This is a genomic window from Aquitalea sp. LB_tupeE (assembly GCF_013391415.1).
Classification (GTDB): Bacteria; Pseudomonadota; Gammaproteobacteria; order Burkholderiales; family Chromobacteriaceae; genus Aquitalea.
In genome coordinates this window covers 1-12,696 of sequence record NZ_JACAXB010000038.1, presented here as the reverse complement: position 1 = coordinate 12,696, position 12,696 = coordinate 1, and the positions used below count along the sequence as shown (strand labels likewise).

Sequence of the window (12,696 nt, the reverse complement as noted above, 5' to 3'; positions counted from 1 at the left end):
CCTGAAGGCCAAGGGCCTGTAAGGCTGGCAGAAGCCCCGCTCCTGCGTTGCGCCGCCTTGCCGTACCACATGTACTGTCTGCGGCGGCGCGCCTTGACCCAGGGCTTCTTCACAAAAAATGTGATGGTCATCACGAATTAAGAAAGACAACACCATGTACGAACTCGGAGTCGTTTACCGCAACATCACCCGCGCCGACCGCGCCGCCGCCGATGCACTGGCCGCGCTGGGTTCCGCCACCGTGCACGAAGCCATGGGCCGCGTCGGCCTGCTCAAGCCCTATATGCGCCCCATCTTTGCCGGTAAACAGGTGTCCGGCACCGCCGTCACCGTGCTGCTGCAACCGGGCGACAACTGGATGCTGCACGTGGCGGCAGAACAGATTCAGCCTGGCGACATCGTGGTGGCAGGTGTTACCTCCGAATGCACCGACGGCTACTTTGGCGACCTGCTGGCCACCAGCTTCCAGGCCCGTGGTGCCCGCGCGCTGATCATCGACGCCGGAGTGCGCGACGTGAAAACCCTGCAGGAAATGGACTTCCCGGTATGGAGCCGCGCCATCAGCAGCAAAGGCACCATCAAGGCTACGCTGGGTTCGGTGAACATCCCGGTAGTGTGCGCCGGCATGCTGGTGCATCCGGGCGATGTCATCGTCGCCGACGACGGCGGTGTGGTATGCGTCCCGGCCGCGCGTGCGGCAGAAACGCTGGCGGCAGCGCAAAAGCGCGAATCGTTCGAAGGCGAAAAACGTGCAAAGCTGGCTTCCGGCGTGCTGGGTCTGGACATGTACGCAATGCGCGAACCGCTGGCCAAGGCCGGGCTCAGGTATATGGACTGACGTTTGCTGGCGTAAACGTCACTCTCTGTATTGGCCACCCTGCGGGGTGGCTTTTTTTATTTATCGATTTTTGTAGGGTATATCCATATAAAAAATACATCACTTCAATTGCGGAAATAACGCCCGGCATTTTTTATTGCTATCTCGCCTATTAAAAATCACCTGCTTCCAATGCGTGGTTTCAAATACGCCAGGGTAGGCACCTTTCTTGCAAGAGATGGCGCTTGATTTTAATGCAAGATATTTTCCATCTGGTGAGAAAAATGCCTTGTCATCATGTCCTGCAAAAAGAGAGTGATCCAAATCCACATTGGAATTTCTATCGGGTGAGAAAAATTGTCTGTGCTTTATTTCTAATGGATCTGGAAGAGTGCCATATCCATTTATTGCCTTATTGATAATTACAACAGCCATGTGGCTATATTTACTTTTCTTTTCATACATCATTCCAAAAATTGGGTTGATATATAGCAAAATTAAATTGCGCGCACTGTTGACGTTCATTAGCCGTGCTGATTGAAATGAGTTGGTGATTTCTTTAAAATCAACGTCATTTTTGTCGCAGTTTTCAAGGTCGGAAATTTTTATAAAGCCATTTCTGTCTAGAATTAAAAATTCCGAGTCGGATGAGATGGAAGCTGATGTATGTCCAATCCAATATGGAAATTTTATTCGGCATGTTTTTTCTTTGTAAATAATTTCCATTTCTTGGATATTTTCATTTTGTACGGTAACGCTTTGTACTTTGATGTTGGGTTCTGTACTTAAAATTATTGTGGTCTTGGCGGGTGATGGAGTTGATAAGTTGAAAAGTATTGTAAATTGTATTGCCAAGCTGCTAATTTTTTGAGTACGCATCGCTTAACACCCTCCTTGGTGGTAATGTGAAATCTGCTGGCGTGTTATCTGGATTGCTATTGTGGTACCATAAATAAGTTCAATTTTGAAGGTGCGATTTTATAAACTGAAAGACCGTGGCGCAGTAAATTAGCCTGATATTGCTATTGAATTTCTTGTGAAGTGTGATTTTTCATGCCGCATTGTTTGGTGTTTAAATTTTCTTTTACTTCAATTGCGGAAACAGTGCCCGGCATTTTTTATTGCTATCTGGCCCATTAAAAATCACCTGCTTCCAATGCGTGGTTTCAAATACGCCAGGGTAGGCACCTTTCTTGCAGGAGATGGCGCCGGATTTTAATGCGAGATATTTTCCATTTGGTGAGAAAAATGCCTTGTCAGAACTAAGAGCATTGATAAATGAATGTTTATCTAATTCTATCGAGTCAGTGCGATTTTCATCGTAAAATGGTTTCTTTTTAATTGAAATAATTTCGGATAGATCTTTCATGTCTACCAGTGCGGCCATGAAAGTAAATTTGTCATTTCTTTCAGGTTCATATGGCCATCCAAATAAAGGATCAACATATAAAACTATTAGATTGTTTTTTTTGTTGATGTCTTCGATGTTGTAACGTTTTGGATTAATATTTAATTGACCGATTGTGTCAGTGTTTAAATTGCAAGATTTGATATCTCTCCAATTTAAAAATAGCTTATTATTTAAAATAACAAATTTTTTGTCGGATGATATTTTTGCAGAAGTCAAAAATATTGTCTTGGGGAATGTGCAAACATTTCCATTGTAAATGATATTCAGATTGACATCTTCTCCGAAAGATAACTCAGTTTTTTTTAAAACCAAAGCATCTAAACCATCAATCGAAATGGTTGCCGCATGAGAACTGTTAACCATAATGCAATATATTATTAACAATGAAAATAGTTTGGTAGTAAATTGAAATGCGCCATGCATTTTATTTCTCCTTGGGTGCAAAGTCAAATCTCTTGGCATATATATCTGCTTTAAAATATTTTGACACATCGATAGTGTCCCCAATAATGTAATTGACACGATATGTATGCGCTTGCCTATCTACTAATCCGTTGGTCCGTCCATTGATTGCACGGGTAACTGCTTCTATTATATTGTCGTTGACAGTGCTCATGATGGGCTTCATTTTTGGTCTCTCACATGCTAAAAAGAATCCTCCGCTGTCGATACAGTAATATGGATTTGTTGAAATAATCTCAGGGTTATCGATAGCGGGTGGATGTTTTTTCATTAAGGCTCTGTTTTTAGATAAATATCCCTTGTCATTGTCCCAGTCTACCTCATTGTCTTTTAATTTTAACCACCCCATAAATGTCCAGTATTCTACATAATTAGTTAGGCCGGTTAGCTGCTTAAAACCCCTGCCTCTGAATTTTTGCGCATCGTCACCATCAAGGTTGCCAATGCGCCAGTTATAGCTGCTTGCTATTAGTTTTCCCTTGCTGTTGTATCTTTCCCTGGCAAAAAAATCTGATTTTTCATTGGGCTCTCGCCCCCACCAGTGTCCACGGTCTATTTCGTATTGTTGCAGGGATTCTTTTACCAAGCCTAGCCCTATTTTTTTGCTGTAATCCTGATGCTGAGCAACTTCTGTCATATTGCTCAGTTGAGTACATTCGACACAGCCTTGTCCAAAAAAATGGATGGTTTGTCTGCCAATGTCAAAGCCATACTTGCTCACTGTTTGATTGATGGCATTTTTATATCTGGTAATCAGGTGTTGTGGTGTAATTTCCGGCCTGCTTTTATCTATTATCGGGATGAAGATGTTTTCCATTTCGAAGCTGCCAAACCATTTGCACTTGCGAAATGTCTGGATGAATTCGCGTGGGTGGAAGTGCCAGATGTTGTCATCCAGTGTTCGGTCGTAATGCGTTTCTTCATTCGGATAGTACATTTTGTGGGTCATTACCCCGGTTCTGTTCTTTATTTTCTCCCAGAAACACAGTATCTTTATTTTTTCTTTTAACAGATCAAAGGCCTTGTCCGACATGATTTCGGATTTAGGATTGAGGTAGCTCTCCTTTTTCATCCAGCCATAGCGTTCGTCAATTTTTGTGCCATCCCACTCGCTTTTGAATTGGCAAATTAATCTGGCTAGTGTGTTTGTCTTGGCAGAAAACGCGGCGACCAGTTTTTGCTTGGTTTTTTCTTGTTCCTTGGGGAGTAGCAGCTGCTGGATATAGGCGGAATGGCATAGTCCGTCACGGGTTTTGTCGTCATCTACGAAATGCCAGCCCAGCCAGTGTGGAAAGTCTGCATCGCTGTATTTCTTGATTTTTTCGTCACGAATATTGATCCAGAATAGGCCTTGTGGCGTGGTGATTTGCTGGTAAATGTGGGCGTGTGCCGGAAGTTCGCGGTTGTGGCTCTTTGAAATCAGGCGACCGTAACGAAGATATTCATAAATCGTGCTTAGGCTTGCCTCTGGAATGTCTTTATTCAAATTTTTGGCATTTTCATACATCTCAGTATCATAATTTTTCCAGAACGGTGGAATTGTTTTGTTTGGCAGTGGTGTAAAATTGCCGTTTTCTAAAATACGGGTGGTCAGTGTCGCGGCGCGGTGGCCAATTTCCATGGTGACGTACAGGTCTTGCGTGGTGGTGCCCGCCGGTCTGGTCTGGCCTTTGGGGGCTTTGTCTCCGCTGTAGTAGGGTGTTCCTTGCGGAATGTAAAAATGGCTATCGCCAAAGATGATGTTTTCTCTGCCGTTTTTACTTAAGTCCAGCTTGCCGGATGTGCGCCCGGTCAGCCTTCGCAGGTTTTCGGTATTGCAGAATATTTCAAAATGAAAACCGCTCATCCCGCCTGTATAGCCCGCTTTGCCGATGATTTGCTTGCGGGCCAGTATTTTTCCCTGCTGGAATGCAATCATCACTTCCGGGCTTAATTTTCCGAGGTTTTGATAAACCGAATAAAAAACAACGTATCCATCCCGGCCACTCCCTATTTCTGTTTCATGCCGCATCACCACGCAGCCGGGGGTGTCGAGTCCATTTCGTCGTAAGGGCGAGTTTTCATCTGGATTCAGTTCCCCAGGGCCACAGTCTCGGTAATGAATGACATAGCCATTGGCGATGGCACGGACATTGTTTTGTTCACCGCTGCCGGAGAGTTGCACATGCATGCCGCCGTGCCACTCGAATTGACTGGTTACCGGATAGCCACCCAGGGTGGTGGAGGGTAATAAGGCGTTTAGCCATTCGCTGTCCGGTATCTCATGCTGGGCCTGCTTCAGGGTAGGTGGGCTGATATTCATCGGTCACTCCGTCATTAAAGTGAAAGGCCTTTGTTTGGCAGTAAATCGGTTTGCGGAAAGCTGTCGTCTTCGTGTTCCAGCCCCGCCTTCCCCTCATTACTCAGCGTGCCGTGCAGTTTGATATCCCCAAACACTTCGACCCCTTTCGCGCTGATGCGGATGCCATGACCGCCCGCCGCCAGCTCAATGCTGTCGTGCCCGGCTACGCTGATGTGCTGGTTGCTGTGCAGCCGCAGTATTTTGGCGGCGGACACCGCCAGCGGGCCGCCTTGCGCCTGAATGTCCACGCTGCCCTGGTTGGCAAACAGGCGTACGCCGCCGCTGCGGGCAAACAGGCTGATAGCGCCGTTGGCGTTGCTGCGGATGTCACCCAGAGCGGCGTGGCTGATGTGCTGCCCGGCGGTGACGGCGTAAGTGGCACCGGCGGATTGCTGGATGGTGTGCGGGGTAGTGAGGCCGATGCCGGCCGGGGCGCTGATCAGGATGCCGGCCTGTGCCAGTTGTTTGAGCGACTGTTGCAGCAAGTCGACCTGGGCCTGGACATCCGGGGGCAGGGCGGTGGCGGTGGTAGCAGCATCGGCCAGGGCTTTGGCCAGCCGGTTGGCTTGTTCCAGCTGGTGCAGCGCGGCGGCCATGTCCAGTTGGGCGGTGGTGGCAACGGCGTTGGCTTCGGCGCTGATCAGCAGGCCTTTACCGGCGCGGATGGCACCCCAGTGGTCGGTGCGGATTTCGAAGCCTTCGCCGCGTGGCGCGCGGGCGGCGTCCACCAGATGGCCGATATTCAGCTGGCTTTTGCCGTATTCGCTGGCCAGCTTGATGTGTTCCTTACCCTGCAAATCCTCCATGCGCAGCTTGTTATTGGCCTTGGTGCGGATGACGTTGCGGCTGTGCCATTGGCTGGTGATGGGGTCGGGCCGTTCGCTGTCATGGCTGATGGCGGCGATATAGGGTTGGTCCGGGTCGCCATCGCTGAAGGCGAGGTGGACGATGGTGCCGGGGTGGATGGGCATGTGGAAGCCGAATTGCCGTCCGGCAAACGGTTTGGCCAGGCGTACTGCGCGCGAGTCGCCGCCGGGGCTCCAGCTGTCCAGGTCGAACAGGAAGCGCACGCGGTAGCGGCCATGCTCGTCGAGGAAGGGGTACTGATAGCTGTTATTGCCCGGGCTCACCACCATGGCGGGCAAGGTGCCGTGTATGCGTGGTTTGGGGGGGAGGGCGGGGCGCCAGACGCGATCCGCCGGAATGGCGTGGAAGCTGTTGCGGTAGGCGCTATCGCGGCTGCCGCTGTGGGTCACTGCGCTGATCAGCCAGCCGTGTGGCGCGTCGGCAAAGGCGTGGTCCAGCTTCAGCACTTCGCCGGGGCGCAGCAGGCTGACGTTACTGTCGCCGCTGGCGCAGCATTGCCGGCTGAGCGATAGCTGATGGCGCATCTGCGCCAGTTGGATGGATTCCGCGTCATCACGATTGTCATCGCCCCAGTCATAGTCCTCGCCATGTGCGGCGGGCACCTCGCCAGCAAAACCGGCACTGCCGTCGGGTAACTGACTGGCGGCCATGTCGTTGAAATTGCGCCGCCGCGTGCTGTGCAACATCGGGCTGTGCCGGATGCTGAAGGCAGTGACCGCCTCGGTGCCGACACTTTCCAGCCCGGCCTGCTCGTGCAGCGGGATGTTGAGCAGCAGGCCGCGGCTGTAATGCTCCAGGTCGTTGCCAAAGCGGATGACTTCCTTGCCGTCGCCGGACTGGGCGAACTGGTAAAAGATGCCGACATGGGCGGCCAGGCGGGTGAGAAAGGCCAGATCGGTTTCGCGAAACTGGGTGAGGTGTTCGTAGCTGGCTTGTGCGCCGGTCAGGTTGAAACGGAAATCGCTGCCATCCAGCCCATGCTTGCGCAACAACGCTTCAATCACCTGCGCCACCGTCATGTTCTGGAACAGGCGGGTGGTGCGACTGTCCTGCAGCAAGGCCAGGCGCGGGCCGATGTCGAAGGTGTACAGCGTTTCTTCCCGGGTGCTGCGGCCGCGCGCACCATGGCGGATGACGCCGTGCCAGCTGCGTAGGCCTGCCAACTCGCTGACCAGTGGCGCAAGGCCGGGGATGGCGAGCGGCGGTGCGGTGGCTTGCGGGGTGAGGGTAAAGGTCACCGGCTGGCCGATCAGCGGGGCGAGGGGCAGGTCGCGCTCTGGCAATGTCACTGCCACGCTGAGGTGGTAAGGGCTGTCCAGTGCTTCTTCAAGCTGAAAGGAATGCACGGACGGTGCGAGCTGGAAACGTGTGGGGAAGGTGAGCTGGTAGGGGTTACGCATGGGCTGGGGCCTGGGGTGGGTCAGATGGTGCTGCGCGTTGCCAGGCAAGGGAGGCATTGCCAGGGTGGTAACAAACGTTGCTGTGTTTGGTTTGCAGGTGTTGCCATGCCGTGGTGCCCCCTCGCGCTGATAAAGATAGAGCGGCATTACACTGGGCAAGAAGGCGAAGGGAAATGGCTACTTGGCCAGTTTTACCACCTTGCCCAGTCAAAAGACGGGTTGGTGGCGATGGGTTCTGGCAGAGGGGCTACATGCTGCTGATGGCCTGTGCAGGCATCACGGCAAGAGGGTGGCGATGTAAACCGCTATTCCTGCTGCGGCATTGAAACCGCAGGTTGGCGTTGAGCCGCCAAGCGGGGGATGGCCGCTTAGGCCAGGGGAAAATGCGTGTTGTATTACCGGGTGCTGCCGGTATTTGTAGACAGCCCCAATGCCGCAGCCAACTGGGGCAGGCCGGGGAAGATGCTGATCTGCCCGGCAAAGCGGGCTGCGGCTTCTGCGTCCAGGTGTACGCCTGCCACGGCCACTCCGGCCGCCAGACCGGCGGCAATGCCGGAGGCACTGTCTTCCACCAGCAGGCAGTCGGCGGGCGCAACATCCAGCAGGCGTAGTGCGTGGTGAATCAGCGCCGGGTCCGGCTTCCAGGCATGCACTTCGTAAGCACTGATGATGGCCTCGCCAAAATAGTCTTTCAGCCCGGTGCTGTTAAGGCTGGTTTCTATCTTCTCGCGCGGGCCGTTGGAGGCAATGCAGCGTGGCAGCTGTAGTGCGGCCAGCAATGCATGCGCACCTGGCATGGTTTCCAGTTCGCTTGCTAGCAACTGCAGGCTTTGCTGGCGAAACTGCTGGCTGAACAAGTCCTGGTCCAGCCGGGGGAAATGCCGGCTGATGTCATCCAGAAAGCGCGTATAAGGGCGGCCGCGGAAATAATGCAGGATGGTGGCTTCATCCAGTGCATGTCCGTGCTGCTGCAGGAGGTGGCGCAGCAGCCGGGCCGACAGGCTTTCGCTGTCCACCAGCGTGCCATCGCAATCAAATATCACGGCCTTGATCTTAAACACCTGCCTTGCTCCTATGGCTATCAGTTATAGCGAACGGTTATAGCTGTTAGTGCTTGCCCCGACTACTTCTTCGGGCAGCAAATCACCAGAATGGTGCGCCAGCGCATGTCCTGCACCGGGGAGTGATGATGGCACAGCCCGAGTGGTACTGCATACAACAAGGAGGAGACAGAATATGAAACTTTCAACACGGCTGGGGCTGATTGTCGGGCTGGCAGCATTGGGCGGGCTGTTGCTGGCGGCGATGGGCCTGGTGTCCTTGCGCAGCAGCATGCTGGAACAACGCCATGAAGCCATCCGCACCGTGCTGACCTTGGCGGCGCAGCAGGTAAAACATTTTCAGCAGCTGGAGCAGGGTGGCCAGTTGAGTCGTGCCGAGGCGCAACGCCGCGCCATCGAAGCCCTGCGTAGCATGCGCTACCAGAAAAGCCTGTATCTGTGGGCGCGCACCACCGCCGCGCTGGGGCTGGTACTGCCGGGCGACAAGGGCGTGGGGCAGGTGGATTTTGGCAAGGCCTTGCCGGATGGGCGGCATGACTTCAACCGCTATCTGGATGTGCTGGCCACGCAGGATATCGGCTTTGTCGAATTGATGGTGGTGAAGCCGGGCGGCAGTGATGAAGTGCTGAAAATCAACGGCGTCACCCGTATTGACGGCTGGGACTGGGTAATCGGTTTCGGTGCCTGGACTGACGACATCCAGGCGGCATTCTGGCAAGCGGCGCTGCGTTACATGCTGACCGGCCTGTTGCTGTTTGTCGCCATTGGCGCGGTGGCGGTGTGGATGGCGCGCAAAATCTACCGCGCGCTGGGTGGCGAACCGGAGCTGGCGGCCCGGCTGGCCGGAGAAATAGCCGATGGCAAGCTGAACCGGGCACTGGATACCAGCGCCCCGGCCGGTAGCCTGATGGCGTCCATTGCGGTGATGCAGGGTAATTTGCGTGGCTTGATTGGTGGCATTCAGGCCAATGCGCAACAAGTGGGGCAGTTGTCGCACAGCCTGGCCGGGCAAATGGCGCAAATCAACGACGCTGCGCGCCTGAGTTCCGCCGCCATTTCCTCCAGTGCCGCCGCCATCGAACAGCTGGCGGTCAGTGTCGACCATATCTCGCAGGGTGCGCGCGAGACCGAAGACAACTCCAGCCAGGCGGCCACGCTGGCCGAGCGTGGTGCCTCACTGGTAGTGCATGCGGGAGAGGAAATCAGCCGGGCGGCCGAGCAAGTGAGCGATGCGTCACGGCTGATCGGTTCGCTGGAGCAGCGCACCGACCAGATTGGCGATATTGCCAGCGTGATTCGCGATATTGCCGACCAGACCAATCTGTTGGCACTGAACGCCGCCATCGAGGCTGCCCGTGCTGGCGAGCAGGGCCGTGGCTTTGCCGTAGTGGCGGACGAAGTGCGCAAGCTGGCCGAACGCACCAGCACCGCCACCGCGCAGATTGCCAGCACGGTACAGGCGGTGCATGCCGACACCGCCGCCGTAGTGCAAGGCATGCAGGCCATGGCGCCGCAGGTGGCCATGGGGGTGCAGATGGCGGCACAGGCCGGCGATGCGCTGCAGCAGATCAACACCGCGTCGGCCCAGGCGCTGGACAAGGTGCGCAGCATTGCCAACGCCACCACCGAGCAAAGTCAGGCCAGCAATAACGTGGCGCAGAACATCGAGCAGATTTCCGGCCGGATGGAGGAGTCCAGCCATGCCGTTGCGCAGGCGTGTGAACATGTGGCCAGGCTGGCGCAATTGACCGAGGCGCTGCATCAATCCGTCGCCCGTTTCCAGGTGTGACTGTTTCCGGGGCTGGCCAGGCGCGGGGAGGGCGGCTTGCTGGTCAAATTGAACTGTGTTCAAATCCGGAACCAATCAGCAAGGAGAAACGACATGGCAGGCAGTATGGAGCGTTCGCTGGCAATTCTGGAGTTGCTGGCCCGTAATGGCGGGCAACTGCCGCTGCATGTCATTGCCGACACCCTCAACATGCCGCGTAGCGGCGCGCATCGCCTGCTGGCCATGCTGATCGAGCAAGGCTATGTGCGCCAGCATGCGGAAAAGGGCGAATACCAGTTATCGCTCAAGCTGGTTTCGCTGGGGCTGATCTATCTGTCCACCAGCGGGGTGGCCGATGTGTCGCAGCCGATACTGGAAAACCTGGCGCGCAGCTCCGGCGAGCTGGCGCGGCTGGGCATCATTGAAAACGCGCTGATCACCTTTGTGGCCAAGGCACAGGGCGCGCGCTCCGGCCTGCGTTACGACCCTGACATGGGCAGCAACCCACCGTTGTTCTGCACCGCCAGCGGCCCGGCCTGGCTATCCCGGCTGGACGATGAGCAAGCCTTGCAGATTGTCGCGCGGCAGGGCTTTGGCAATGGCCACGACTACGGCCCCAATGCCCCGCGCACCATTGCCGCCTTTCTGGAGGTGCTGCATGCCACCCGCAAGCGTGGCCATGCGGTGGCGGTGGACAGTTATGAGCCGGGCATGACCTCGCTGGCTGCGCCCATCATCAACCCGCTTAATCAGCAAGTGGTGGGCGTGGTGACGCTGGCCGGCCCCACCAGCCGCATTCCGGCCGAGCGCCTGCCGGAGCTGGGCAGCCTGTTGCAGGATGCCGCGCGCGAGCTGGGCGAGGCCTCGCTGGGTTCGCTGTACTTCAAGTCCTGATTCCTGCTTTTTTACCGATGGCCCGCTGGTCGGGCCATTGTCGTTCATGTGCTCAATGTATAGCAAATTGCTATATCTGCTAGAGCGATAGTGCTCTTTTTTAATGCATGGCGCGGGAACACAATCCTCGCATGCAAACCTCTATCCCGACTCTGTTCATGCGTGGCGGTACCTCACGCGGGCCCTTCTTCCTGGCAGACGATCTGCCGCAGGATCAGGCATTGCGCGACCGTGTGCTGCTCGCTGTCATGGGCTCTCCCGACCGCCGCCAGATTGACGGTCTGGGTGGAGCACATCCGCTGACCAGCAAGGTCGGCATCATCTCGCGCGGCAGCCAGCCCGGTGTGGACCTGGACTTTTTGTTTGCCCAGTTGCAGCCGGACAAGGACACGGTGGATACCACCCCCAACTGCGGCAATATGCTGGCAGCGGTAGTGCCTTTCGCGCTGGAGCGCGGCCTGGTGACGGCGCAGGGTGAAACCAGCACCTTCCGCGTGCTCACCCTCAATACCGGCATGCAGTGTGACGTGACGGTACAGACGCCCGGCGGGCAGATTTGCTACGACGGCGACGCCCGCATCGACGGCGTGCCGGGTAGTTCCGCTCCCATCACCATCAATTTCCTGGATACCGCCGGCTCGGTGTGTTCCGGCCTGCTGCCCACCGGCAAGGTAAAGGATGTGGTGCAGCTGGAAGGCGTGGGAGAGCTGGAAATCACCTGTATCGACAACGGCATGCCGCTGGTGATGCTGCGCGCTGCCGACCTCGACCGCCGCGGTTATGAAAGCGTGGCCGAGCTGAATGCCGACACCGAACTGAAAACCCGGCTGGAAGCGCTGCGTCTGCAATGCGGCCACCTGATGGGTCTGGGCGATGTCAGCAAGAAAACCTATCCCAAGATGTGCCTGATTGCCCCGCCGCGCGACGGTGGCAGCATCAGCACCCGTTGCTTTATTCCGCACGTCTGCCACGACGCCATCGGCGTGCTGGCGGCCGTCACCGTGGGCACCGCCTGCGTGCTGGAAGGCTCGGTCACCGACGGCATCGCGCAGATGCAGTCTGGCCTGCGCCATCTGGTCTCGGTGGAACACCCCACCGGCGAATTCTCGGTCGATCTGGAACTGGATCCGGCCAATCCACAAAACGTCATCCGCGCCGCATTGCTGCGCACCGCACGGCTCATCATGCGCGGAGAGGTCATGATTCCCTCCGCCATCTGGAAAGGACAGCAAGCATGATCATCGACATCCACGGTCACTACACCACCGCCCCCAAGGCACTGGAAGAGTGGCGCAAACGCCAGATCGACAACCTCGCCACCCCGGAGCTGGGCCCCAAGCCCTCCGAGCTGAAGATTTCCGACGACGAGCTGCGCGACACCATCGAAAGCAACCAGCTGCGCCTGATGAAGCAGCGCGGCTCTGACCTCACCATCTTCAGCCCGCGCGCCAGCTTCATGGCCCACCACGTCGGGGACTTCAACACGTCTTCCACCTGGGCGGCCATCTGTAATGAGCTGTGCTACCGCGTCAGCCAGCTGTTTCCCGACAACTTCATCGGCGCGGCCATGCTGCCGCAGTCGCCCGGCGTGGACCCCGCCACCTCCATTCCCGAGCTGGAACGCTGCATCCGGGACTACGGCTTTGTCGGCATCAACCTGAACCCGGACCCGTCT

At 55.8% G+C, this 12,696-nt stretch carries 10 protein-coding genes; 5 read left to right on the top strand and 5 right to left on the bottom strand.

All coding sequences use genetic code 11. The features are described 5' to 3' along the window. The first annotated feature begins 154 nt into the window (after positions 1 to 154). Positions 155 to 838: a 4-carboxy-4-hydroxy-2-oxoadipate aldolase/oxaloacetate decarboxylase gene (gene ligK, locus HWX34_RS19315; protein ID WP_178973803.1), complete on the top strand. Its 684-nt coding sequence runs from the start codon at positions 155 to 157 to the stop codon at positions 836 to 838. 99 nt (positions 839 to 937) lie between these two features. Here the strand turns inward: ligK and HWX34_RS19310 are convergent, their stop codons facing one another. From HWX34_RS19310 to HWX34_RS19290, 5 genes are all read right to left on the bottom strand, one after another. Next, entirely contained in the window at positions 938 to 1,696 is a 759-nt protein-coding gene (locus HWX34_RS19310) for a hypothetical protein (RefSeq protein WP_178973802.1), read from the bottom strand. Between the two features lie 205 nt (positions 1,697 to 1,901). After that, a complete protein-coding gene (locus HWX34_RS19305; RefSeq protein ID WP_178973801.1) occupies positions 1,902 to 2,651 on the bottom strand; it encodes a hypothetical protein in 750 nt (249 codons plus the stop codon). A 1-nt stretch (position 2,652) separates the two neighbouring features. After that, positions 2,653 to 4,992: a M23 family metallopeptidase gene (locus tag HWX34_RS19300; RefSeq protein ID WP_178973800.1), complete on the bottom strand. Its 2,340-nt coding sequence runs from the start codon at positions 4,990 to 4,992 to the stop codon at positions 2,653 to 2,655. A 14-nt stretch (positions 4,993 to 5,006) separates the two neighbouring features. Further along, positions 5,007 to 7,298 (bottom strand): type VI secretion system Vgr family protein, encoded by a 2,292-nt coding sequence (locus HWX34_RS19295; RefSeq protein WP_178973799.1) that lies wholly within the window; start codon positions 7,296 to 7,298, stop codon positions 5,007 to 5,009. Positions 7,299 to 7,693: 395 nt separating this feature from the next. Beyond that, the gene (locus HWX34_RS19290; RefSeq protein ID WP_178973798.1) at positions 7,694 to 8,359 is read right to left on the bottom strand and encodes an HAD-IA family hydrolase; all 666 of its coding nucleotides are present in this window, start codon (positions 8,357 to 8,359) and stop codon (positions 7,694 to 7,696) included. A gap of 175 nt (positions 8,360 to 8,534) precedes the next feature. Here HWX34_RS19290 and HWX34_RS19285 point away from each other — a divergent pair, with 175 nt between their 5' ends. The 4 genes from HWX34_RS19285 to HWX34_RS19270 form a co-directional block, all read left to right on the top strand. Next, positions 8,535 to 10,148 carry a methyl-accepting chemotaxis protein gene (locus tag HWX34_RS19285; protein ID WP_178973797.1) on the top strand — a complete coding sequence of 538 codons (1,614 nt, stop codon included), beginning with the start codon at positions 8,535 to 8,537 and terminating at the stop codon, positions 10,146 to 10,148. Positions 10,149 to 10,241: 93 nt separating this feature from the next. Then, the gene (locus tag HWX34_RS19280; RefSeq protein ID WP_178973796.1) at positions 10,242 to 11,021 is read left to right on the top strand and encodes an IclR family transcriptional regulator; all 780 of its coding nucleotides are present in this window, start codon (positions 10,242 to 10,244) and stop codon (positions 11,019 to 11,021) included. 131 nt (positions 11,022 to 11,152) lie between these two features. Continuing rightward, on the top strand, positions 11,153 to 12,259 hold the full coding sequence (locus HWX34_RS19275) for a 4-oxalomesaconate tautomerase (protein WP_178973795.1): 1,107 nt from the start codon (positions 11,153 to 11,155) through the stop codon (positions 12,257 to 12,259). Then, positions 12,256 to 12,696: amidohydrolase family protein (locus HWX34_RS19270; protein ID WP_178973794.1), on the top strand; the 441-nt coding region annotated here is incomplete at its 3' end. The genes HWX34_RS19275 and HWX34_RS19270, both read left to right, overlap by 4 nt.